Origin of the sequence: Streptomyces sp. NBC_01214 (genome assembly GCF_026340975.1) — a bacterium.
Classification (GTDB): Bacteria; Actinomycetota; Actinomycetes; order Streptomycetales; family Streptomycetaceae; genus Streptomyces.
In genome coordinates this window covers 1633177-1655950 of record NZ_JAPEOS010000002.1, presented here as the reverse complement: position 1 = coordinate 1655950, position 22774 = coordinate 1633177, and the positions used below count along the sequence as shown (strand labels likewise).

At 72.9% G+C, this 22774-nt stretch carries 19 protein-coding genes; 10 read left to right on the top strand and 9 right to left on the bottom strand.

All coding sequences use genetic code 11. From position 1 onward, the window contains the following. Positions 1-13: 13 nt before the first annotated feature. Complete coding sequence (locus OG594_RS32395; RefSeq protein WP_266605829.1) at positions 14-1168, bottom strand: ferrochelatase; 1155 nt, start codon at positions 1166-1168, stop codon at positions 14-16. A 175-nt stretch (positions 1169-1343) separates the two neighbouring features. Between OG594_RS32395 and OG594_RS32390 the strand changes: the two genes are divergently transcribed. Then, on the top strand, positions 1344-2600 hold the full coding sequence (locus tag OG594_RS32390) for an MFS transporter (protein ID WP_266605827.1): 1257 nt from the start codon (positions 1344-1346) through the stop codon (positions 2598-2600). Beyond that, the gene (locus tag OG594_RS32385; RefSeq protein ID WP_266605825.1) at positions 2548-3879 is read left to right on the top strand and encodes a D-arabinono-1,4-lactone oxidase; all 1332 of its coding nucleotides are present in this window, start codon (positions 2548-2550) and stop codon (positions 3877-3879) included. Before OG594_RS32390 ends, OG594_RS32385 begins: the two co-directional genes overlap by 53 nt. A gap of 12 nt (positions 3880-3891) precedes the next feature. Here OG594_RS32385 and OG594_RS32380 read toward each other — a convergent pair whose 3' ends face one another. Further along, positions 3892-4695 (bottom strand): hypothetical protein, encoded by an 804-nt coding sequence (locus OG594_RS32380; protein ID WP_266605823.1) that lies wholly within the window; start codon positions 4693-4695, stop codon positions 3892-3894. Positions 4696-5222: 527 nt separating this feature from the next. On the opposite strand from OG594_RS32380, the gene sepH reads away from it, so the two are divergent. After that, positions 5223-6251, top strand: coding sequence for a septation protein SepH (gene sepH, locus OG594_RS32375; RefSeq protein ID WP_266605821.1), 1029 nt, complete (start codon positions 5223-5225; stop codon positions 6249-6251). A gap of 61 nt (positions 6252-6312) precedes the next feature. On the opposite strand, the gene OG594_RS32370 is transcribed toward sepH, so the two are convergent. Next, positions 6313-7158: a sulfurtransferase gene (locus OG594_RS32370; protein WP_266605819.1), complete on the bottom strand. Its 846-nt coding sequence runs from the start codon at positions 7156-7158 to the stop codon at positions 6313-6315. A 176-nt stretch (positions 7159-7334) separates the two neighbouring features. Between OG594_RS32370 and OG594_RS32365 the strand changes: the two genes are divergently transcribed. Continuing rightward, entirely contained in the window at positions 7335-8120 is a 786-nt protein-coding gene (locus OG594_RS32365; protein ID WP_266605813.1) for a VOC family protein, read from the top strand. Positions 8121-8122: 2 nt separating this feature from the next. Here OG594_RS32365 and OG594_RS32360 read toward each other — a convergent pair whose 3' ends face one another. Next, complete coding sequence (locus tag OG594_RS32360; protein WP_266605811.1) at positions 8123-9382, bottom strand: MFS transporter; 1260 nt, start codon at positions 9380-9382, stop codon at positions 8123-8125. A gap of 160 nt (positions 9383-9542) precedes the next feature. Here OG594_RS32360 and OG594_RS32355 point away from each other — a divergent pair, with 160 nt between their 5' ends. From OG594_RS32355 to OG594_RS32330, 6 genes are read left to right on the top strand one after another with little or no spacing between them, the layout of a single operon-like run. After that, positions 9543-10571 carry an ABC transporter substrate-binding protein gene (locus OG594_RS32355; protein WP_266605809.1) on the top strand — a complete coding sequence of 343 codons (1029 nt, stop codon included), beginning with the start codon at positions 9543-9545 and terminating at the stop codon, positions 10569-10571. Beyond that, on the top strand, positions 10561-11682 hold the full coding sequence (locus OG594_RS32350; protein WP_266605807.1) for an iron ABC transporter permease: 1122 nt from the start codon (positions 10561-10563) through the stop codon (positions 11680-11682). The genes OG594_RS32355 and OG594_RS32350 overlap by 11 nt, the downstream gene beginning before the upstream one ends. Next, positions 11679-12509: an ABC transporter ATP-binding protein gene (locus OG594_RS32345; RefSeq protein WP_266605805.1), complete on the top strand. Its 831-nt coding sequence runs from the start codon at positions 11679-11681 to the stop codon at positions 12507-12509. Before OG594_RS32350 ends, OG594_RS32345 begins: the two co-directional genes overlap by 4 nt. Further along, entirely contained in the window at positions 12506-13339 is an 834-nt protein-coding gene (locus OG594_RS32340; protein ID WP_266605803.1) for a DUF364 domain-containing protein, read from the top strand. Before OG594_RS32345 ends, OG594_RS32340 begins: the two co-directional genes overlap by 4 nt. Beyond that, positions 13336-14379: a GHMP kinase gene (locus OG594_RS32335; protein ID WP_266605787.1), complete on the top strand. Its 1044-nt coding sequence runs from the start codon at positions 13336-13338 to the stop codon at positions 14377-14379. The genes OG594_RS32340 and OG594_RS32335 overlap by 4 nt, the downstream gene beginning before the upstream one ends. Continuing rightward, complete coding sequence (locus OG594_RS32330) at positions 14300-15334, top strand: pyridoxal-phosphate dependent enzyme (protein WP_266605785.1); 1035 nt, start codon at positions 14300-14302, stop codon at positions 15332-15334. Before OG594_RS32335 ends, OG594_RS32330 begins: the two co-directional genes overlap by 80 nt. Positions 15335-15482: 148 nt before the next feature. On the opposite strand, the gene OG594_RS32325 is transcribed toward OG594_RS32330, so the two are convergent. The 5 genes from OG594_RS32325 to OG594_RS32305 form a co-directional block, all read right to left on the bottom strand. Beyond that, positions 15483-16586, bottom strand: a complete 1104-nt coding sequence (locus OG594_RS32325) for a M20 family metallopeptidase (RefSeq protein WP_266605783.1) — start codon at positions 16584-16586, stop codon at positions 15483-15485. A 68-nt stretch (positions 16587-16654) separates the two neighbouring features. Beyond that, positions 16655-17095 (bottom strand): hypothetical protein, encoded by a 441-nt coding sequence (locus tag OG594_RS32320; RefSeq protein WP_266605781.1) that lies wholly within the window; start codon positions 17093-17095, stop codon positions 16655-16657. A gap of 2 nt (positions 17096-17097) precedes the next feature. Further along, positions 17098-21762: a putative T7SS-secreted protein gene (locus OG594_RS32315; protein ID WP_266605779.1), complete on the bottom strand. Its 4665-nt coding sequence runs from the start codon at positions 21760-21762 to the stop codon at positions 17098-17100. Then, positions 21762-22319, bottom strand: a complete 558-nt coding sequence (locus tag OG594_RS32310; protein WP_266605777.1) for a hypothetical protein — start codon at positions 22317-22319, stop codon at positions 21762-21764. Before OG594_RS32310 ends, OG594_RS32315 begins: the two co-directional genes overlap by 1 nt. After that, positions 22319-22723 (bottom strand): hypothetical protein, encoded by a 405-nt coding sequence (locus OG594_RS32305; RefSeq protein WP_266605775.1) that lies wholly within the window; start codon positions 22721-22723, stop codon positions 22319-22321. The genes OG594_RS32310 and OG594_RS32305 overlap by 1 nt, the downstream gene beginning before the upstream one ends. Between the last annotated feature and the right edge of the window lie 51 nt (positions 22724-22774).

Here is a 22774-nt window from a genome sequence, read left to right as displayed (position 1 = left end):
ACGGTCCCACTCCCTACGCGTACGGACTGTCCACGCCCGCGGCCGCCGGCCGGGGGCCCCGCGCCGGGCAGCAGCCCACCGCGCACAGGTCATGACTCTGGCCCAGCGTGCCGACCCAGCACTCCGCGGCCGGCTCCCCGCGTTCCTTGGCGGCCCGCTCCAGCACCAGCTCCCGGACGGCCCCGGCGAAGCGCGGATCGGCGCCGACGGTCGCGGACCGCTGCACGGGCAGGCCCAGCTCGGCCGCCTTCGCGGTGGCCTCGGTGTCCAGGTCGTAGAGGACTTCCATGTGGTCGGAGACGAAGCCGATGGGCACCATGACGACGGCGGGCGCCCCCGCGGCGTGCAGGGCCTCCAGGTGGTCGCAGATGTCCGGCTCCAGCCACGGGACGTGCGGGGCGCCGCTGCGGGACTGGTAGACGAGCTCCCAGGAGTGCGCGACCCCGGTCCGGGCGGCGACCTCGTCCGCGATCACCCGTGCGACGTCGAGGTGCTGCTTGACGTACGCCCCGCCCTCGCCGTCCCCGGTGTGGTCCTCGACCGGACCGGAGGTGTCCGCGGCGGCGGTCGGGATCGAGTGGGTGGTGAAGGCGAGGTGGGCGCCGGAGCGCACCTCTTCGGGCAGGGCGGCGAGCGAGGCCACCACCCCGTCGATCATGGGCTCCACGAAGCCGGGGTGGTTGAAGTAGTGGCGCAGCTTGTCGACCCGCGGCAGCTCCACGCCCTCCTCGGCGAGCGCGGCCAGGGCGTCGGCGAGGTTCTCGCGGTACTGGCGGCAGCCCGAGTACGAGGCGTACGCGCTGGTCGCGAGCACCGCGATGCGGCGGCGCCCGTCGGCGGCCATCTCCCGCAGCACGTCGGTCAGGTACGGGGCCCAGTTGCGGTTGCCCCAGTAGACCGGCAGGTCCAGGCCGTGCCCGGCGAAGTCCCCCCGCAGTGCGTCCAGCAGCTCGCGGTTCTGCCCGTTGATCGGGCTGACCCCGCCGAATCCGAAGTAGTGCTGCCCGACCTCCTTGAGCCGCTCGCGCGGGATGCCCCGCCCGCGCGTGACGTTCTCCAGGAAGGGCACGACGTCGTCGGGTCCCTCGGGGCCGCCGAAGGACAGCAGCAGGAGGGCGTCGTAAGGGGCGGCTGAACCGCCGTCGGGGGCACGGAGCTGGTCTGACATGCCTCGAATCCTGCCACCCCGGCGTCGGCGCCCGGGCAACGGACCCGGCCCGTCCCACACCTCGGACGACAGGTAAGGTCACCCTAACTTCCTGTCGGTATTTTCCCCGTGCGGGCGCCTTGTCGGCAGACGTAACCTGTGTGAGCCAACCACGTCCCTTACGGAGGGCACCACCTTGCCCAGTCCCTACCGCGCGATATTCGCGACCCCCGGCACCAAGGGGTTCACAGCCGCCGGCCTTCTGGGACGGATGCCGCTGTCCATGGTGGGCATCGGTGTCCTCACGATGATCACCGAGCTGGGCGGCAGCTACGCCCTCGCGGGCGGCATCACCGCCACCATCGCCCTGTCCGCCGCGGCCGTGGGCCCCCAGGTGTCCCGGCTGGTCGACCAGCACGGGCAGCGGCGGGTGTTGCGCCCCGCCACCCTGATCGCGGCCGCCGCGGTGACCGGCCTGCTGGTCGCTGCGGCGAACGGCTGGCCGAGCTGGACGCTCTTCGCCTTCGCCGTCGTCGCCGGCTGCGTGCCCAGCGTCGGGTCGATGGTCCGGGCCCGCTGGACGGCGCTCTTCCGCGACACCCCCCAGCTGCACACGGCCTACTCGTTCGAGTCCATCGTCGACGAGCTCTGCTTCATCGTGGGCCCGCCGCTGGCCGCGACGCTCTCGGCCGGCTGGTTCCCCGAGGCCGGCCCGGTGGTCGCCCTCGTCTGCCTGCTGACGGGCGTGTGGTGGCTGACGGCGCTGACCGCCACCGAGCCGAAGCCGCATCCGCACGAGGAGCACACGGACCGGTCCTCGGCGCTGCGCTCCCCCGGTCTCCAGGTCCTGGTGGCGACCTTCGTCGCGACCGGCGCGATCTTCGGCTCCGTGGACGTGGCCACCCTGGCCTTCGCCGAGGAGCACGGCAACAAGCCCCTCGGCGGGGTGTTCCTGGCGGTCTGGGCGTTCGGATCCTGCCTGGCCGGCATCGTCTTCGGCCTGTTGCACTTCAAAGGCAAGGCCGAACCTCGCTGGGTACTGGGCATCAGTGCGATGGCCGTGAGTATGATCCCCCTCCTACTGGCCGGGAACCTTCCGTTTCTGGCCGTGGCGCTCTTCGTCTCGGGCCTCGCCATCGCTCCCACGATGATCACCACGATGGCCCTGATCGAGGCGCACGTGCCACACGCGAAGCTGACCGAGGGCATGACCTGGATCAGCACCGGCCTCGCGGTCGGAATCGCGCTCGGGTCCTCCGTGACCGGCTGGGTCGTCGACGCAGCGGGTGCGCAGACCGGGTACGTCGTCTCCGTATCGGCGGGGGTGTCCGCGGCGGCGGTTGCGTTCGCGGGATACCGCCGGCTGACGAGGCCGGCGCAAGGGGAGGGACCAGCAATCGATGGGGACGGCGACAGCAGGGCAGAGCAGCACGGAACGGACCGCGTGGCATAACTGGGCCGGCAACGTCACCGCCACTCCGGTCCGCACGGTGACCCCGGCTTCGGTCGGGGAACTGCAGGAAACGGTCCGTCGGGCCGCCGAGGACGGGCTTCGGGTGAAGGCGGTCGGCACCGGCCACTCCTTCACCGCGGCCGCCGCGACCGACGGGGTGCTCGTACGCCCGCAGGCCCTGGTCGGGATCCGGTCGATCGACCGGGCCGCGGGCACCGTCACGGTGGCGGCGGGCACGGCCTTGAAGGACCTGAACCGGGCCCTGGCCCGGGAGGGCCTGTCGCTCACCAACATGGGCGACATCATGGAGCAGACGGTCTCCGGCGCCACCAGCACCGGCACCCACGGCACCGGCCGCGACTCGGCCTCCATCGCCGCCCAGATCCGCGGCCTGGAACTGGTCACCGCCGACGGCCGGTTGCTGACCTGCTCCGAGAAGGAGAATCCCGAGGTCTTCGCGGCGGCCCGGATCGGCATCGGCGCGCTCGGCATCGTCACCGCGATCACCTTCGCCGTGGAGCCCCTCTTCTTCCTGACCGCCCGGGAGGAGCCGATGGGCTTCGAGCGGGTGACGGCGGAGTTCGAGGAGCACTTCGCGGAGAACGAGCACTTCGAGTTCTACTGGTTCCCGCACACCGGCAACTGCAACACCAAGCGGAACAACCGGAGCCAGGGCCCCGCCGCCCCACCCGGACGGGTGAGCGCCTGGGTCGAGGACGAGTTGCTCTCCAACGGCCTCTTCCAGGCCGTCAACTCGCTGGGCCGCGCGGTCCCGGCCACCATCCCCTCCATCGCCCGCGTGGCCAGCCGCGCCCTGTCGGCCCGCACGTACACGGACATCCCGTACAAGGTGTTCACCAGTCCGCGCCGGGTGCGCTTCGTGGAGATGGAGTACGCCCTGCCGCGCGAGCAGGTGGTCGGGGCGCTGCGGGAACTGCGGGCGATGGTCGACCGATCCGGGCTGCGGATCAGCTTCCCCGTGGAGGTGCGGACGGCTCCGGCGGACGACATCACGCTGTCGACGGCCTCCGGGCGCGACACGGCGTACATCGCGGTGCACATGTACAGGGGCACCCCGTACCAGGCCTACTTCACGGCGGCCGAGCGCATCTTCACCGCGCACGGCGGGCGTCCGCACTGGGGCAAGGTGCACACGCGGGACGCGGGGTACTTCGCGGAGGTCTACCCGCGGTTCGGCGAGTTCACCGCACTGCGCGACCGCCTCGACCCGGACCGGGTCTTCGGCAACGACTACCTGCGGCGCGTCCTCGGGGACTGAGCCGGTCCGGTGTCAGGGCGCGCCCTGCCGCACCGTCGGCACCGACGCGTCCGGGCTGGGCGCCGGGGCCGGCGGGGTGGGGGCCGGGGACGAGCTCGGGGCCTCCTTCGACGGGGAGGCACTGGGCGTCGGGTCCGCGGAGGCCCCGGGGCTCTCGGGGTTCCCGGAGCCGGAGGGGCTGGGTCCGGAGCTCGGGCTGCGGCCGCCGGGCGACGACGAGGGACTCGGGGAGGTCCTGTACCCGGGGCTCCGCCCGCCCTTCTCCTCGCCGCCCGGCTCGTCCCGGGGCGGGGCCGGACGGTCCTGGCCCACCGTGCGGGTGCCGCCGGAGAAGAGGGTTGCGCCGTCGCTGCTGACGGAGGTGCCGGCCAACGCCTCGTAGGTGCCGAGGCCGCCGAGGGCGATGGCGAAGGCCGCGCCGGAGGCGACCGCGGTGCGCTTCCAGCCCCGTACCCGGGTGCCGTGCACGGTGGCTTCGCCGAACTCCCCGGTGGCGGACCCCCGGCCGCCCGGGCCCGGGGCGTCGGCGCCCGTCGACTCCCGGCGGGGCGGCGGCACCTGACGGGCCCTGGGCCGGGCGCCGCCCCGCAGCTGGTCTCCGGTACGTCGGAAGAAGTGCTGGATGACGGGCCCGCCCGCGGTGGCGACCACGCTGACCACGCCGGCACCGAGGATGGTCCCGTAGACGCCCATCTTCGAGGCGAGCAGGGCCGCGGCGACGGTGGCGAGCGAGGAACCGGCGACCTGGGCCGCACTCAGGTCGAGCTTCTTCTCCTCCGGTTCGTCCTCGACGTCCCGCGTCACCTTCTGACCCATCGCCATCCCCGGTGTTCGTGCCCCTCGCGCTTCTCTTCTTCCAGGAGTTACCGACCACTGAGCGAAGCAGATAGTTCCGTTTCTGGTGATTGTGTGAAGCAAGACACCCGAAAACGGACCACGGGTGCAGGTCGGACTCGATCGAGGGCAGGCCAACTCCCGCCGTCCGGGTAAAGTTCGGCGGCGCGGCGGTCCACCCAGGTGGCCCGAATGGAGTACTGTGGCGAGCCCTGGGGCCGTCCTTCCTTTCGGATGTCCGGACTCGGGAGAGGGGGCCGACGAATGGAACACGGCACTCAAAGACCGGTGATGCCGCGGTATTGCACGGGCTCCTGCTGCGCACAGTAACCATCCGGTCACTGTGCGTGCCCAACAGGTAACCGTGCCATAACGGCGATCAAGGGCGCATGCCCGACACGCCGGTTTAACTCGGCAAGGTTGTGGCAGGCTGCACCCGGGCAGGCCACACTCGACTAGCGGAAGCAGCGACGCACGTGACGTCGGCAGGCACCACCCGGGAGGTCCCCATGCCCGAACTGCGTGTCGTGGCCGTCTCCAATGACGGCACACGACTGGTGCTCAAGGCTGCGGACAGCACGGAGTACACGCTTCCGATCGACGAGAGGCTCCGGGCCGCCGTCCGCAACGATCGCGCACGCCTGAACCAGATCGAGATCGAGGTGGAGAGCCACCTCCGCCCCCGCGACATCCAGGCCCGCATACGGGCCGGTGCCTCCGCGGAGGAGGTCGCTCAACTCGCCGGCATCCCCGTCGACCGCGTACGTCGCTTCGAGGGCCCGGTGCTCGCCGAGCGCGCGTTCATGGCCGAGCGCGCCCGCAAGACGCCCGTGCGCCGTCCCGGCGAGAACACCGGTCCGCAGCTCGGCGAGGCCGTGCAGGAGCGACTGACCCTGCGCGGAGCCGAAAAGGAATCCGTCCAGTGGGACTCCTGGCGCCGCGACGACGGCACCTGGGAGGTCCTGCTCGTCTACCTGGTCGCGGGCGAGCCGCACTCGGCGAGCTGGACCTACGACCCGCCGCGCCGGCTGGTCGTAGCCGTGGACGACGAGGCCCGTTCCCTGATCGGCGAGTCGGAGGACCTGCCGGCGGCGCCGGAGCCGAGCTTCCCCTTCGTTCCGAGGATCGCGCGGCTGCCGCGCGACCGGCCGCTGGACCGCGCCCTGGACCGGCAGCTGGAGCGCGTCGAGAGCAGGCCCGCGCCCACGCCGGAACCCGAAGAGGAACGGGACACCCTCACCAGCCTGCTGGAGGCGGTCCCGAGCTTCCGCGGCGACATGGTGGTCCCGGACCGCACCGAAACCCCGGACGACACCGAACCGGAAGCGGAGGAGCCGCCGGCCCCCGCCGCCTCGGCGGGCGCGGGCGCCGCGTACGCCGATGTGCTGATGCCGCGCACGGTGGCGGGCCACCGGGACCGCCTGACGGGCACCACCGACCGCCAGGCCGAGGCCGACGGGGTCCGCCCCGGGCGCCGTGCGGCGGTACCGAGCTGGGACGAGATCGTCTTCGGCACCCGCCGCAAGAAGCAGGAGTAGCGCGCAGGAGCAGGAGGAGCACCGCCGCCGGGCAGGACCCGGCGGCGGCTTCGCCGTCTGCCTACTGGGGGTCCGGCCCCGTGGCCACCGGGCGGGCCGGGTCGCCGGACCACTCGGACCAACTGCCCGCGTAGAGGTCCGACTCGATGCCCGCCACCGCCAGGGCCAGTACCTCGTGCGCTCCGGAGACCCCCGAGCCGCAGTACACGCCCACCGCCGCCCCCTCGGACGCGCCGAGCTCCTCGAACCGGGCGCGCAGGGCGTCCGCCGACAGGAAACGCCCGTCCGGACCCACGTTCTCCGTGGTCGGGGCCGACAGCGCGCCCGGGATGTGACCGCCGACCGGGTCGATCGGTTCGACTTCGCCCCGGTAGCGCTCCCCCGCGCGGGCGTCCAGGAGGACCCCGGCACGCGCGCGCAAGGCCGCCGCGTCCGCGTCCAGCAGCCCGACCGCACCCGGGGTTGGCTTGAAATCGCCCTCCGTAGGAGTCACCCGGTCGGCCGTCACCGTGCCCCCGGAGGCCGTCCAGGCGGCCAAGCCGCCGTCCAGGACCCGCACGTTCGGGTGACCCGTCCACCGCAGCAACCACCACGCCCGGGCCGCCGCCCAACCCAGCCCGCCGTCGTACACAACGACGGGCCCGTCCGCCGAAACGCCCGCCCGCCGCATGGCCTCCCCGAAGGCCTCGGGGTCCGGCAGCGGGTGGCGGCCGCCCGCCCCGGGCGGACCTGCCAGTTCGCGGTCGAGGTCGACGTACACGGCCCCGGGCAGGTGTCCTGCCTCGTAGGCGGGCCGCTGGTCGGGGCCGCCGAGCTGCCAGCGGACGTCCAGCAGCACCGGCGGGCGGGGGCCGGCCAGCTCGTTCCTCAGTTCGGCGGCGGCGAGGATCGCAGATTTTGCAGTCATGTCGGCCATCTTCCTCCCCGCCCGGCACTGGCGTAACAAGCCCGTCATCGGTGGGCCGAACCGATCCGGTCAACTCCGTGCCGGGCCGCATTTATGCGGCCCGGTCGGGGCGCGCCGAGTCGCCGGGAGTGGAAGCATCAGCACCGGTAAGCGCCACGACGGAGGAGACGGCTGACATGACCGAGGCAGCGGAACCAACCCGGCGCACGCCCGGTACCCCGTGCTGGGTGAGCCTCATGGTGCACGGGCTCGGGACCACCGAGGACTTCTACGCCGACCTGTTCGGCTGGGAGTACGAACCGGGACCCGAGCAGCTCGGCCCGTACGTCCGCGCGGTACTGAACGGCCACGAGGTGGCCGGGATCGGCGAGATGCCGCCGGACCGACATCTTCCGGTGGCCTGGACGACGTACCTCGCCACGGACGACGCGGACGCGACCGCCGAGTCGGTCCGGGCCTGCGGCGGCACGGTGGCGGTGGGGCCGCTGGACGCCGGTATCGCGGGGCGGGTGGCGATCTGCTCCGATCCGCTGGGCGCCATCTTCGGGCTGTGGCAGGCGCAGAGCCGCATGGGCACCCGGCCGTACCGCGGGCCGGGCACCCCCGTGTGGAACGAGCTGGTCACCCAGGACACCTCGACGGTCGGGAAGTTCTACGAGCACGTCTTCGGCCACGAGGCCCAGACCCACGGCACGGCCTCCGACGACTTCGACTACCTGACCCTGCACCTGGAGGGGCGCCCGGTGGCGGCCGTGCACGGCATCGGCCGCTCGCTGCCGCACGACCGGGGGCCGCACTGGATGGCGTACTTCGAGGTGGAGGACACCGACGTGGCGGCCGCGCGGGTCGTCGAGCTCGGCGGGCGCGTCGTCGACCCGCCCCGTGAGGGCCCGCGCGGACGCCAGGCCACGGTCGCGGACCCGGAGGGCGCGGTCTTCGCCCTCGTGCGCCCGCCGCGCTGAGCTCAGCGCTCGCCCGGCCCCGCGGTCCGCCCGAAGTGCCGGGCGGTGGGTACGAGGGCGGCCGCGGCGGGGGCGAGGAAGCAGGCCGCGGCGCACGCGGCGAGGACCGGGGTGACGCCGAAGGTGTCGATGGCCGGGGCGATGAGGGCCAGGCCCACCGGGGCGAAGCCGTAGGACAGGAGGAAGTCCAGCGAGGAGACGCGGGCGAGCTTGTCCGGGGCGACCTCGCGCTGGGTGGCGGTGAACCAGGGCACGTTGAACAGCTCGATCCCGATTCCGGCCACGACGTACGCCGCGATCACCACGGCCGGATGGACCGGCAGCATCAGGCTCAGCGGCGCGAAGCCGTAGACGGCCAGGCCGGCGAAGGCGCTCCAGCCCTGGGAGCGGGGCCGCCGGCGGGCGGTGACCAGGGCCCCGCCGAGCGCGCCCACGGTGTAGGCGGTCATGGCCGCGGCCATGACCCACCCGGCGCCGTAGCGGTCGCGGCTGATGAGGGGCAGGGCGACGCTGGTGGCGGAGTAGCCCAGTGCGATGACGGTGGTCAGGGCGCCGAGTCCGGCGAGGAACCAGGGGTGGCGGCGGGCCTCGCGTATGCCGTCGACGAACTCGGCGCGCAGGGATGCGCGCGGGGCGGCGGCCGCCGGTCCGACGGCCGGGGCGCCGCGGCCCGGCAGGAGGGCGGCGACCAGCCAGAGCAGGCCGATCCCCAACAGCAGCGTCCCCACGTCGACGAACGCCGCCAGCAGCGCCGTCAGGGTGGGGCCCGCGAGCGTGGAGGTCCGTACCGCCATGGTCATGGCGGCATTGGCCTGCTGCCTGCGGTCGGCGGCGACGACCTCGGCGGTGAGCGCTTGGAAGGCGGGTCGGCAGGCCCCCTGGCCCGCGCCCGCGAGGGCGGCGGCCAGGGTCATCACCAGCAGCGACCGACCGAGGCCGAGGGCGAGGAGCGGGGCGGCGGACGCGGCTGCGAGGGCGGACCAGAGCACGACGGCCCGGCGCGAGTGACGGTCGGCCAGCACCCCGCCGACGGCGACGGCGACGAGGAAGCCGGCGGTGCGTGCCGCGAGGACCAGGCCGAGGCCGGCCGCGCCGAGTTCCCGGTGCAGGACGGCGAGGCCCAGGACGAAGGGCAGCGCCCAGGTCGCGAGTCCGGAGGCGGTGGTGCCCGCCCACAGGCGCAGGAAGGCGGTGTCGCGCAGGACGGAACGCGCGGGCGGCGGGCCGGTCTTGGGCGTCGCGGGCACGGGTGTGGTCGCCACGGTGGGGTGCTCCTCATTCGTCGGCAGGTCGCGGGTCGCGGTTCGACGGACCTCGACCCGGGGGTGTTAATGAAAACGATAACCATTACAGTACCCTTCGAACGCGGCACTCCTGCCCGGTGCACGACCACACCCACGCTCTTCCCAGACCGGAGGACCCATGCGCCAACGCGCCCGACTCGGCATCCCCCTCGCACTCGCCCTGGCCCTCGCCACCACGGGCTGCTCGACCACCACCGGCGACCGCGCGCCGAAGGGCGGACCCGCCGCCCGGACGGCGGCACTCGACAGTTGCGGGCGGCAGTTCTCCTTCGACCGGCCCCCGCAGCGCGCCGTCGCCCTGGACCAGACCTCGACCGAAACCCTGCTGGAACTGGGGCTCCAGGACCGGATGGCCGGGACGGCCAACCTCAAGACGAAGATCCCCGCGCAGTACCAGGACGCCTACGCCAAGGTCCCGGTCATCGCCCCCAAGATCGCCACTGCCGAGCAACTGCGTTCGGCCGTGCCCGACTTCGTGGTGGCCGGCTCCACCGACCTCTACACGAAGGACCGCGCCGGCACCCGCGAGGAACTGGCCGCCCTGGGGGTCCCCACCTTCGTCAGCGCGGTGGACTGCCCGCAGCAGAACGAGGCCGCAAAGTCCCCCTTCGAACTCCTCTTCTCCGACTACGAACAGCTCGGCAAGGTCTTCGGCGCCGAGGAACGGGCCGGCCGGCTCGCCCAGGAGCAGCGCGCCGCCGTCGCCAAGGCCGGCGAGAACGCCGCCGGGGCCACCGCCCGGGGCGGGAAGCAGCCCACCGTCGTCTACCTCTACTCGGTCTTCAACGGCATGCCCTACGTCGCAGGCCGGACCGGTCTGCCCAGTGAGATGAGCCGGATCGTCGGCGCGAAGAACGCCTTCGACGACGTGGCCGAGGACTGGCCGGAGGTCTCCTGGGAGGAAGTCGCCCGGCGCGACCCGGACTTCATCGTGATCGGCGATCTGAGCGAGCGCGGCCGGCCCGGCGACAGCGCGGCCGAGAAGCGCGCCACGATGGCCGGGGACCCGGTGGTCTCCAAGCTGGCGGCGGTCCGCGAGAACAGGATCATCGAGGTGCCGGGCATCGAACTGGACCCCTCCGTACGCTCCGTGCACGCCCTGGGGCTGCTGGCGGCGGGGATGAAGGACCTCGGACATGTCCGCTGACCCGGGACCGGGGGTGGTGGACCTGCTGCTCCCGGCCGCCCGCGAAGTCCGCGTGAGCGCACCGTCCCCGCCGCGGCGGGCCGCCCGGTCCGGCGCACCGGCGCGGGCGGGGCTGTTCCTCACCGGGGTGCTCGTCCTGATCGCCTCGGTGGCGGCGGGCACCCGCATCGGCAGCGCCGACGTGGGGTGGACCGACCTCGGCCGGGTGCTCGGGGCCCGGCTGGGCCTGGCCACCGAACCGCTGCCGCCGCTGCTGGACTCGCTCGTCTGGGACCTGCGGCTGCCGCGGGTCCTGATGGCGGCCCTGGTCGGCGCCTCGCTGGCGGTCTGCGGCACCGTGCTGCAGGCCGTCACCCGCAACGCGTTGGCCGACCCGTACCTGCTCGGCGTGTCCTCGGGGGCCTCGGCCGGGGCCGTCACCGTGGCCGTCCTGCCCCTGTCCGGGCTGGGCGCCGGAACCCTCGGGATCACCGGCGGAGCCCTCGTCGGCGCCCTGCTCTCCTTCGGCCTGCTGCTGGCGCTACTGCACCGCACGGGCCTGGACTCGGTCCGCATCGTCCTCACCGGCGTGGTCGTCGGGCAGCTCTTCACCGCCCTGACCTCACTCGTCCTGATGGCCTCGGCCGACGCCGACACCACGCGCGCCCTCACCCACTGGCTGCTGGGCTCGATGGCCCCGGCCCGTTGGGACGCCGTCGTGGTCTGCGCGGTCGTCACCCCGCTGGGGCTCGCGGCCGCCTGGCTGTGCGCGAACGCCCTCGACGGGCTCGCGTTCGGCGCGGACACCGCCGCCTCGCTGGGGATCGGCGTACGGCGCACCAGGCTGCTGCTGCTCGTGGTGACGGCCGTGCTGACCTCGGTGGCGGTGGCCACCGTCGGCGCCATCGGGTTCGTCGGACTGATCGTCCCGCACGGGGTGCGCCTGTTGGCCGGTCCGCTGCACCGGGTACTGCTCCCCCACGCGGCGCTCGCGGGCGCGGTGTTCCTGGTGTGGACCGACGCCCTGGCCCGGGTCGCCTTCGCGCCGCGTGAGATACCGGTCGGCGTGATCACCGCGCTGCTCGGCGTACCGCTGTTCCTCCTCGTCCTGCGCAGGAGGGGTGAGCTGTGAGGATCTCCGCCGAAGACCTGAGCTGGTCGGCGTCGGGCACGCCCGTCGTCCGCGGGGTCGATCTGGACATCGCGCCGGGCGAGACGGTCGGACTGCTCGGCCCCAACGGCTCGGGCAAGTCCTCGTTGCTGCGCTGCCTGGCCGGGCTGCGCGTGCCCGACGCGGGCACGGTGCGCTACGACGGACGGTCGATACGGAGCTGGAACGCGCGCCGGATCGCCCGCCGGATCGCCTTCGTGGAACAGGACTCCGGATCCGGCTCCGATCTGCGCGTCGCCGACGTCGTGGGGCTGGGACGGACCCCCTTCCGCGACGGCCTGCGCGGACCGGACGCCACCGACCGGGCCGTCGTCGCCGCCGCGCTGGACCGCGTCGGCCTCACCGCGCTCGCCGGGCGCTCCTGGAAGGGCCTGTCGGGCGGCGAGCGGCAGCGCGCCCACATCGCCCGCGCGCTCGCCCAGCAACCGTACGGCCTGCTCCTCGACGAGCCCACCAACCACCTGGACGTCAAGCACCAGTGGGAGCTGATGGAACTGCTCGCCGGGACCGCGCAGACGGTCCTGGTCGCCCTGCACGACCTCACCCTGGCCGCCCGCCACTGCGACCGGCTGCTGCTCATGCACCGGGGCCGCCTGATCGCCTCCGGCACCCCCGCCGCCGTCCTCACCGCCGAGCACCTCGCCCAGATCTTCGAGGTCGACGCCGAACTGGCCACCGACTCCCTGGGGCGGCCCTCGGTGTCCTACCGCGGCCCGCTGCGCGCCACCTCGCCCGCACCCTCACCCGCGCCCGCGCCTCTTCCCGTACTCCGACAAGGAACGTCATGACGAGCCACCCGACCACCGCGCCCGCACCGACCGTCGACTCCCTCATCGCGGCGGTCCTGGCCGGTGAACACGGCCCGCTGCCCTGCGAACTCGTGGCGACCAGCGTGTTCTGGATCCACCACGGCACCCGGCTCGCCGGCGGCGACACCACCTACCTCAACCAGTACGTCCTGGTGCGCCTCGGCGGCTCCTTCGGCGGCTGCGCCTTCGAGGCGGGCGAGATCGACCCGGCGATCTGCCGCGACTCCTCGGGCGCCCCGCTCGACGTGCTGCTGCGCGAGGCTCCGCGCCCGCTGCGGATCGCTGCCCTCGACGCGTACCTGGCCGGGCAGCTCCCGCACCGCGACGCCGGAGCGGAGCCGCTCACCCTCCCCGCGGGCACCCCCGAAGTGCGCGCCCGGGCCCGCGACGCGGCCATCGCCGGGCTGCTGGACATCCGCGCGGGCGCCCGTGTCGGCCTCATCGGCGTGGTGAACCCGCTGGTCGCGGCGATCCGCGAGCGGGGCGGCGTACCACTGCCGTGCGACTTCAACCTCAGGTCCACCCAGTGGGGCGACCCCGTCACCACCGACATGCACGAGGTGCTGGAACGCGCCGATGCCGTCGTCGCCACCGGCATGACCCTCAGCAACGGCTCCTTCGACACCGTCCTCGATCGCTGCCGCACCCGGGGCGTCCCGCTGGTCGTCTACGCGCAGAGCGGCAGCGCGGTGGCCCGGGCCTTCCTCGGCTCCGGGGTGACCGCCCTGTCCGCGGAGCCCTTCCCCTTCTCCCAGTTCAGCGCCGACCCGACGCCCCTGTACCGCTACCGGACGGCGGGTCAGCCGTGATCGCACCCCCCGCCCGCCGCGGCACCGGGCACGCCCCGTGCCACCACGGCGAGATCCTCCAGGGCGTCTTCCTCGACGCCACCGGGCGGCGGTGCGCCGGCCTGGTCACCCTGCCGATGACCGGGATGGGCAGCCGGGCCGAGTTCACCCGGCGTCCCGGTACCCCGCCGGAGCGGCTCACCGTCCTGCCGGGCGACCGTACGAAGGCCGCCCGAGCAGCGGCCCTCACCGTCGCGGAATGCGCACGGCGACGCCGGGAGCCGCCCTGCGGAGGGGAGTTGCGGCTCACCGGCGACATCCCGGTGGGACTCGGCATGGGCAGCTCCACCAGTGATGTCATCGCCGTCGTACGCGCGGTCGCGGACTCCTACGGGGTGCGGCTGGCGCCCGGCACCGTGGCCCGGCTGGCGGTGCGCGCCGAACTGGCCTGCGACCCGCTGATGCTCGACGCCCGCCCGGCGCTCTTCGCCCAGCGCGAGGGGCGGGTGTTGGAGGTCCTCGGCCCCCGTCTGCCGCCCCTCGTGGTCGTGGGCTGCGCCCTGGGCGGGGGCGCGCCCGTGGACACCCTCGCCCTGCCGGTCCGTACGTACGACGAGGGCGACGTGCGCGCCTTCGAGCGGCTGCGCGCCCTGCTGCGGCGGGCCGTGGCCACGGGCGACGCGGCCCTGCTGGGCCAGGTCGCGAGCGCCAGCGCGCGGCGGGGCCAACAGCTCTTGCGCCACCCGGAGTTCGACACGCTCACCGGCATCGGCCGGCGGCTCGGGGCGGTGGGGGTCCAGATCGCGCACAGCGGTGCGGTGGCCGGTCTGCTCCTCGACCCGGCGGCCCCGGGCCTGCGCCACCGGATCCGCGGTTGCGTGCGGGCCCTGGACAGCAACGGCATCGCCGCGACCCGCGTCTTCACGACCTTCCCGCCCGTCCCGCCCGTCCCGCCCTTCCCGACGACCCAGGAGTTCCCGAGTGGACCAGCACATTGCGGAGGCCATCGGCCGGCCCGACCTGATACGCCTCGACGACCGGCTCGTCTGCCTGCGCTTTGAGACCATGAAGGTCGTCTCCGCCCTCGCCGCGGTCCGCCACCTGCTCGACACGGGGGTGGTGCGGCGCGGGGACACCCTGCTGGACAGCTCCAGCGGGATCTACGCCTACGCCCTCGCGCTGGCGTGTCACCGGCACGGCATGCGCTGTCACATCGTCGGCTCGACGACCGTCGATCGCACGCTGCGCACCCAACTGGCCGTGCTCGGGGCGACGCTGGACCGGATGGAGCCCTGCGAGGACCTGAAGCTGGACCAGAAGCGGCGGGTCGAGCGCGTCCACGAGATCCTCGCGGAGCACCCCGAATACCACTGGATGCGGCAGTACCACGACGACATCCACTACCTGGGCTACCGGGCGGTGGCCGAGCGGATCCGACGGTCGACGGGCGGGGGCGCCCTGACCCTGGTCGGCGGGGTCGGGTCGGGCGCCTCCACCGGGGCCCTCGCCCGCTATCTGAGGGAAGACTCCCCCGATGTCGAACTCGTCGGCGTGCAGCCCTTCGGCAGTGTCACCTTCGGCGCCGAGCACGTCGCCGACCCCGAGATCATCATCGCCGGGATCGGCAGCTCCATCCCCTTCGGGAACGTGCGCCACGCCTCCTACGACACGCTCCACTGGATCTCCTTCGACGCCGCGTTGGCCGGCAGCGTCGACCTGTTGCGGCGGCACGCGGTCTTCGCCGGCCTGTCGACCGGGGCCGGTTACCTCGCCGCCCGCTGGGAACGCGCGCAGGCCCCGGAACGCACGGTCCTCTTCATCGCCGCCGACACCGGCCACCGGTACGTGGACGGCGTGTACGCCCGCCACCGCGAGGCGGCCGCCGTCGACTCCCTGACGCCGCGGCAGGTCACGGGCCGGGCCGAACTCGCGCTCCCCTGGTCCCGGATGCGCTGGAACCGGGCCCCGGGCGTACGGCCGACCGATCGAACCCGATCGTCCGTCAGTCACGAGTGATCGATCCGATCGCGCCGCTCCTCCCCGTGTGCCCGATTCCTCGAAGGGCCGGGGCGGACGTCACGGGACGGATCACCGGCCGGTGGCCGCGTGGGCGGCGGCCCCGTCGGCGTCGCCCGGTGGCACGGGTCCGGCGAGGTCCGATGTCCTACCCGCCGTCGCGGATCGCGTTCACGAGCCCCGTGACGAGAGTCGCCCGCTCCGCCATCGCACCGACCACCAGGTACTCGTGGTCGGCATGGGCACCGCCGCCGACCGCTCCCAGGCCGTCGAGCGTAGGCACCCCCAACGCGCCCGTGAAGTTGCCGTCGCTGCCGCCACCGACCGCCTTGCCCTCGATGCCCGGCAGCAGTCGCCGCGCGATCTCGAACAACTCCGCCGACGCCGACTCCGGCATCGGGGGCCGGCCCACGGCCCCCCGGACCACGATCTCCGCCCCGTCCAGGTGCGGAGCCAGTGCCGCCATCGCCGCCTCGACGCGCTCCTTCTCCCCGACCGACTCGACCCGGACGTCGACCAAGACCGTCGCCTCCGCCGGAACGACGTTGTCCGAGGTCCCCGCCGAGGCCACGGTCGGCGTCACCGTCGTCCCGATGTCCGGCCGGCCGAGCGCCACGAGGTCCAGCACCTGGTACGCGGCCTCGACCAGCGCGTTCACACCGGCCTCCGGCTCCAACCCCGCATGCGCCGCCCGCCCCTTGACGAGCACCTCGAACGTGCCGCACCCCTTGCGCCCCGTCTTCAGGCCCCCGCCGTCGGCCGCGCCCTCGAACACGAGCACCGCCCCGCAGGCGCGGGCCCGCTCCTCGATCAGAGCCCGGGAGGAACCGGAACCGACCTCCTCGTCCGCGGTCACCAGGACCTCCACACCCGACAGGTCGTCCAGCGCCGCCAGGCCGTGAACGGCCTGAACCAGCCCCCCGAGCATGTCGAAGACCCCGGGGCCCGTGGCGTGCCCGCCCTCCACCCGAAAGGGGCGGCGCCCCAGCGTGCCCAGCGGGAAGACCGTGTCGTGGTGACCGAGGACCAGCACCCGGGGGTCACCTCCGCCCGACCAGTGCACGTGCGGCCCGGCCTCGCTCGCCACCAGGACGGCCCGCCCGCCCAGCCGGCTCTCGATGACCGCCGCCACGGCACGGGCCGACGCGTTCAGTGCATCGAGGTCACGCGACGGGGACTCGACCTCGACGAGCGTGCGCAGGTCCGCAAGCATCGCGTCAACACTCACGGCAGTGCTCTGGTACGTCCTCATGTCCTCATGTCCTCATGTCCTCATGTCCTCATGTCCTCATGATTCGGGTCACGTTCTCCCGCCCCGGGTCACCTGGGACGGTCCTCGAAATGGTGGACGACGATCCAGTAGTCGTCGTCCTCCTCGGTGAGGGCGCACAGCCGCCGCCCGTCCGGGGACATCGCGATGACCATGGAACCAGCCCCGGGGACGAGGGCGGCGGAGAGCGCGGTGTGCGCGGTGCGGCGCACCCGGACCCAGTCGCGATCGGCCCCCCGCACCAGGAAGCAGCCCTCGTCGTCGATGACGGCATCGGCCCGTGCGTGTTCCAGCCACAGCCGGTCGGCCTCCTGCAGCGCCCCCGGCGTCGTGCGCGCCACGGTGGCCCGCGGGGACACCTCGACGTTGACGACGGCCTTGAAGGCGCGCGCGTACGGGGGCAGCCCCTCGGCCACCCCCTCGGCCACGGCCTCCAGCCCCGCCTTCGCCAGCTGCGGCGCCGGTGCGCCTGCGCTCCGGTCGTCGGTCATCCTCAGCCACCGTTCTCGTAGAACAGGTGATGGTCGCCGCCTTCTTTGTTGATCTTGGCGTAGCGTTCCATCTCCTTGTAATTACTGTTGTCCCAACCGAAGTTGACGAACTGGCCACCGTCGGGCCGCTCTCCCATGGCCTTCGGCATGCCCGCGTGAAAGTGCGGCCCCGCCGGGTCGTGCGTGTGCTCCACGACCACGCGGGAGCCTCCGCCGTTCTTCAGCTCGTACTGCCAGAAGGTACCCAGGTGGGAGGCGTTGTCCGAGTAGGTGTAGCCCTCGACGTGCTTGAGGCTGATGTCGTCGGTGACCTTCCAGGTGGCCCACAGGTCGTCCACATCGGGATCCACCCCGGCCAGCTTGTGCGCGGCCTGACGGGCCTCCTCCCTGGTCTTGAACGGGTTGCTCTTCTCGCCCTTGGGCGGGCATCCGTCCGGAGCCAGGCCCAGCGGGTCGGCCCAGGTGTGCGGGTTGACGACGTACGTCGAGGGATTCGGCGCGGGGGCCAGGCCCAGCGGGTCGGGGCTGAGGTAGCGGGCCGTCAGCGGGTCGTAGTGGCGGAACACGTTGTAGTGCAGACCCGATTCCGGGTCGAAGTACTGGCCCGGGAACCGCAACGGGGTGTACGCCGTCGCGTCCCGGTTCCAGGTGGTGCTCCCCCAGAGGGTGGAGCGGGTGCGCCAGGCGACGGCGCCCCGCTCGTCGACCAGCTCCGTCGGGGTGCCGACCAGGTCCGTGACGATCGCGAAGAACCGCTGGTCGACCTCGCCCTGGTCGGCGGTGCGGATGCGTTCGGTCTGCGCCAGCGGATGCAGGCCGCGGTGCTCCCAGGTCAGGGTCACCTCCCGGGCCGAGCCGTCCGTGCGCGTCGTCTGCTCGCACAGGGTCGAGCCGTCCCAGGTGAACAGCACCTCCTCGGCGACCTCGCCGGCCTCCGTCAGCCGCTGCTTGGCCGTGCGCCGGCCCAGTTCGTCGTACCGGTAGCGCCAGCGGGTGCCGTCCGGCGTCCGTACGGCGACCAGCCGGTCCTGGGCGTCCCATTCGTAGCGCCAGGTGTCGGGCGTGCGCGAGAGCCGGGGCTGACGGCGCAGGACGACGCGTCCCAGCGCGTCGTACTCGTACGTGACCCGGCCCGCCCGGGTCAGCCGCGTCCCCTCGTAGGCGCGGTCCCCGGTGGCGGACCCGCCGCCCGGGTGGGACTCGGGCCAGGACGCCGAGCTCTGGTTCCCGGCCTCGTCGTACGCGTACTGCTCGGTCCACTGCGCGGCCCGCACGGCGGTGACCCGGCCCGCCGGGTCCAGCTCGAACCGCCGCGGGCCGGTGTGCACGTCGTCGATCTCGGTGAGCGATCCGTCGGGGCGGTAGGAGTACCCGCGGCGCTGGATCAGCCTGCCGTCGTGACCGGTGACGGCCCGGTCCGCCAGCCGGCCCCGGTCGTCCCAGGCGCTGGAGAGGGTGAGGTGCTCACCGATCCGCCGCACGAGCTCGCGGCCGGCCGTGTCGTACTCGAAGGTGATCGTGCGGCCGGAGGCGGTCATCTCGCGGCAGTGGCCGGCCTCGTCGTAGCTCCAGGCACTCACGGCTCCCGCCGGGGTGGTGCGTCCGGTGCGGCGGCCCAGCTCGTCGTAGGCGTAGGTCAGCGTGCGCCCGTCGACCGTCTCCGAGCGCAGCCGGCCGGCGCTGTCGCGCAGGCGGGTCAGCGTGCCGTGCGGGCCCGCCGCACGGGCGAGCTTCCCGAACACGTCGTACTCCAGGGTGGTGACCGCCCCGTCGCACTCCCGGCGGACGATCTGCCCGAGATCGTTGCGGTGGTAGACGGTCCGCCCCAGGGCATTGGTCCGGCTCGCCAGCACGCCCGCCGCGTCGTAGCCGTACGCCACGGTCCGGCCGTCGAAGTCGGTCTCGGCGATCAGCCGGCCGGCCGGGTCGTAGGTGTACGACCAGTGCAGGCCCTGGGGGTTGGTGACCCGGGTGAGCTGCAGGTCGGCGTCGTGTTCGAAGGTGTGGCGCACCCTGTCGGGCCCGGTGCGTGCCACCAGGAGGTCGAAGTCGCCGTACTCGTAGGAGGTGACTCCGCCCAGGGCATCCGTGTGGCGGACGCAGTTGCCCTCGCCGTCGTACTCCCAGGACTGCTCGGTGCCGTCCGGTTCGGTACGGCGCAGCAGGCGGCCCTCGGTGCTCCAGGCCAGCCGGGCGGTGTTGCCGAGCGGGTCCGTGACGGCGACGGGGCGTCCGAAGGCGTCGCGCCGGTAGCGGGTCACGGCTCCCAGCGGGTCGGTGATCTCCAGCGGCAGTCCCGCGCGGTCGCAGTGGATGGTGGTGGTGCGGCCGAGTGCGTCGGTCAGCGACGCAAGGTTGCCGCGCTCGTCGTAGGTGAAGGTGGTGGCGCTGCGGGCGCTGTCCGTGGCGGAGGTGATGTTGCCGCGCTCGTCGTAGGTCCGGCGGACCGTGGTGCCGTCGTGGCGGGTGAGGTGGGTCGGGCCTCCCTGATCGCCGTACCGGGCGGTGGCCTCGCGGCCGTCCGGCCGGACCAGGGAGACCAGCCGGCCCTCCTCGTCGTACGCCATGCGGCTGGTGCGGCCGAGCGGATCCGTCCGGGAGATCAGCCGGTTGAAGCGGTCGTAGGTGAAGCGGGTGGCGGAGCCGGTGGCGTCGGTCTCGGCGACGATCTGGGCCCGCTCGTTGACCTGGTAGCGGCGTCGGTGCCCGAGGGCGTTGACGACGGTGGTGACGCCGTCGCCGTACTCGAAGCGGGCGTTGAGGTGGCCGTTGGTGCCGGACTGGGCGGTGCAGCGGTCGCGGTCGTCGTAGACGTAGTCGAAGTGGCGGTCGTTGGTGTCGGTCCAGGAGATGATGCGGCCGTGGTCGTCGTAGCCGAACCGGAAGGGCCGGCCGGACGAGTTGGTGACCTCTGCGAGGTGGCCGTCGACGTAGCCGTAGCGCAGGATCTCGGTCCCGTCGGCCAGGGCGATCCGGGAGATCCTGCCCCGGTCCGTGGTCAGCTTCAGGTGGTAGCCCCCGCTGTGGACCACCTCCTGCGGGGTGCCGGCCTCGTCGTGGACGAAGGACACGTGGTTACCGTTGCGGTCGTCGATCTGCACCAGGAGCGCCAGCTCGTCGCTGTGGACGGCGAAGTGCCACACACGGCCGGTGCGGGGGTCGGTGATGCGGTATCCGCCGCCGTCGGCGTCCCGGGAGAGCGGCCAGCGGTGGCCGTGCGTGGGCTGGACGGGGACGCCGGGCGCCGGGTGCGGGTAGGCCAGGACGCTGGAGTCCTCCCGCAGGAAGACGATGCCCTCGGCGTCGATCTCCAGGCGCTGGTCGATGGTGCTGGCCCAGGCCGGGCCGAACCACCGGCCCGCCCGGTAGGAGGACTCGAAGGTCCGCTCGAAGAGGAGCGGCAGGGTGCCGGGCAGGGCCACGTCGGTCTGGGTGAGGATCATGCGGCCGGTCGCGACGTCGACCGGGTCCTCCTCGCACACCTTGTCCTTGGACGAGTCGCGGGAGGGGCCGTCCCGGCCGTCCTTGTCGAGGTGGCTGCGCCCTGGTCCCTTGAGGTCGTCGGCGTGCTTGGCGATCGATGCCGTCTTCTTCAGGGCGCCGAGGCCCTTGGAGCCGACGAGCTCGGGGAGCAACTTGCCGATGCCCTCGCTGGGGTCCTTCATGAACTCGTCGAGCATCTGCTTGCCCGCGCCCATGGGGTCGTTGACCGCCACCGTCAGGCCCGCGACCGTCGAGTTGAGGCTGGTCAGGTACTCGGCGGGATGGGTCAGGTTGTACGGGTCCATCGGGTTGACCGAACGGACGAAGTTGACGAGGCCCGCCGTACCCTTGATCACGCCGCCCGCGAGGTGGGTCTGCGCGAGGTCCAGATAGTCCATGCCGTCTTTGAGCTGCTCGGCGTACGAGGGCTTCGGCGGGGCCGCGTCGCGGGCCGCCCGGACCGCCGTACGGACCGTCTCCGCGACCTCGTTGCGCTGGGTGCGCGCGGTGTCGAGCTTGTCCTGGGCGGCCTTGATCAGCGGGTCGCCGGGGTCGGTGAAGTCGTCGGCCGGCCGCGGCGGCAGCGTGTCCTTCTTCGCTTCGACCGCGGCCTTGTAGTCGGTGATCGACTTGTTGTAGGCGGTGCGGGCGTCCTGCGAGACCTTCTTGGCGTGGTCGTAGTCCGCGAGGGCCTCCTTGGCCTGCCCCTGCGCCCACTCGACGGTCTCCGCGAAGCGGCCCATCGCGTCGGCGGCCTTGCCGAAGGCCTCCGCCGCCTTGAACCAGCGCGGCGGCTCCTTGGCTATCGCCTCCCGGAACGCGTCCGCCGACGCGCCCTTCAGACCGTCGCCCTCCAGACCCTTCAGGCCGTTGCCGACCGTGGTGAAGGAGGACTTGAAGTCGTTCAGGTGCGATACCTGCGCGCGGATCTTCGACACGCTGCCGTAGACCAGCTTGTTCGGGTCCTCCGTCTGGCCCAGCTCCAGCTCCGTGACGTCCGCGCCGAGCTGGTTGGCGGCCGAGCGGCTCTTGTCGCGGACCCAGTCACCCGCCTCGTCGAGACCGACCTCCTCGGCCACGTCGGCGACCTTGTCGCCGGTCCACTCGATCGTGTCGCCGACGTCCTCGGCCCGGTCCTCGACCCAGTCCTCCGCCGAGTCCGGTACGAAGTCCCGCCAGCCCATCAGTGACCGCCCCCGCCCGCCTGGTCCAGCAAGTCCTTGATCGAGCCGATCTGCCCGCTGGAGGTCAGCTTGTCGCCCGTGTCCGACCAGGTCTGCCCGATGTCCTGCCGGCTCTTCTCGAACGACTCCGCGCTGTAGTCCGGCTTGTAGACGTCCGCCCGCCAGATGTCGTCCCAGCTCTTCTGCTCGATCTCGTCCTCGCTCGCGTGCGGATTGCCGTACGCGGCATTGGCGACGACCTTGAACGCGCCCTGCATGTACTGCTCTTCCTCCCACACCGTGCCCGCCGCGATACCGAGGTTCCCGGCCAGGGTGCTGGCGTTCTGCACCAGACTGCGCACGCCCCACTCCCAGCGCTCGCAGAAGTCCTCGAAGTCGGTGGCCAGCCCCATGTGTCCGGCCTCCATCCCCGTCATCGACAGATCACTGAAACCGGCCCCCTGGGAGGCACCGGCCGCGTCCCCCGACTCACGCAACTCGGCGATGGCCTTGCGCAGACCGTCCTGGATGTTCTTGACCGCGGCAGGCGAGACCTCGAGGTCCCCGTCACCGGCCATCAGACGGCATCCACGGCGCACGCGTCGGGCACGATGCCCACGACCGGCGGGAACAGCATCGAGGCGTCCTCGTCCGCCACATCTACCGCCACACCGGTCGGGCCGTCGACCGTGGGGATCACCGCATCGAGGAGACGCGCGCCCAGGATCGAGAGGTACTCCCACTCACGGGCCCCGGCGGCGGTGCCGGGACCGGCACCGCGCGCCTCCGCGAAACGGGCCAGCGCCCCCTCGTCGGTGAACGCGTAGATCCAGCGGACGCCGCCCTGCCACCCGGACATCAGACCGCCGTCATCACCCTCCGACAGCGGCACCAGCAGCGGAGTACGGCGGAATTCACCCAGCAAACGACCCGAATGCCCGGACCCGCCCCGCATGGCGGCTATCTCCTCAGGCAGTCCCATTGTGTCCCCTGTCCCCGAGGGCGGTGGGCAACCCCCGATTCGCATACGTTA

Coding starts and splice junctions, on each gene's coding strand:
- OG594_RS32395 (WP_266605829.1), bottom strand. CDS start 1,168: ATGTCAGACCAGCTCCGTGCCCCCGACGGCGGTTCAGCCGCCCCTTAC.
- OG594_RS32385 (WP_266605825.1), top strand. CDS start 2,548: ATGGGGACGGCGACAGCAGGGCAGAGCAGCACGGAACGGACCGCGTGG.
- OG594_RS32380 (WP_266605823.1), bottom strand. CDS start 4,695: ATGGGTCAGAAGGTGACGCGGGACGTCGAGGACGAACCGGAGGAGAAG.
- sepH (WP_266605821.1), top strand. CDS start 5,223: ATGCCCGAACTGCGTGTCGTGGCCGTCTCCAATGACGGCACACGACTG.
- OG594_RS32370 (WP_266605819.1), bottom strand. CDS start 7,158: ATGACTGCAAAATCTGCGATCCTCGCCGCCGCCGAACTGAGGAACGAG.
- OG594_RS32365 (WP_266605813.1), top strand. CDS start 7,335: ATGACCGAGGCAGCGGAACCAACCCGGCGCACGCCCGGTACCCCGTGC.
- OG594_RS32355 (WP_266605809.1), top strand. CDS start 9,543: ATGCGCCAACGCGCCCGACTCGGCATCCCCCTCGCACTCGCCCTGGCC.
- OG594_RS32350 (WP_266605807.1), top strand. CDS start 10,561: ATGTCCGCTGACCCGGGACCGGGGGTGGTGGACCTGCTGCTCCCGGCC.
- OG594_RS32340 (WP_266605803.1), top strand. CDS start 12,506: ATGACGAGCCACCCGACCACCGCGCCCGCACCGACCGTCGACTCCCTC.
- OG594_RS32325 (WP_266605783.1), bottom strand. CDS start 16,586: ATGAGGACGTACCAGAGCACTGCCGTGAGTGTTGACGCGATGCTTGCG.
- OG594_RS32320 (WP_266605781.1), bottom strand. CDS start 17,095: ATGACCGACGACCGGAGCGCAGGCGCACCGGCGCCGCAGCTGGCGAAG.
- OG594_RS32315 (WP_266605779.1), bottom strand. CDS start 21,762: ATGGGCTGGCGGGACTTCGTACCGGACTCGGCGGAGGACTGGGTCGAG.
- OG594_RS32310 (WP_266605777.1), bottom strand. CDS start 22,319: ATGGCCGGTGACGGGGACCTCGAGGTCTCGCCTGCCGCGGTCAAGAAC.
- OG594_RS32305 (WP_266605775.1), bottom strand. CDS start 22,723: ATGGGACTGCCTGAGGAGATAGCCGCCATGCGGGGCGGGTCCGGGCAT.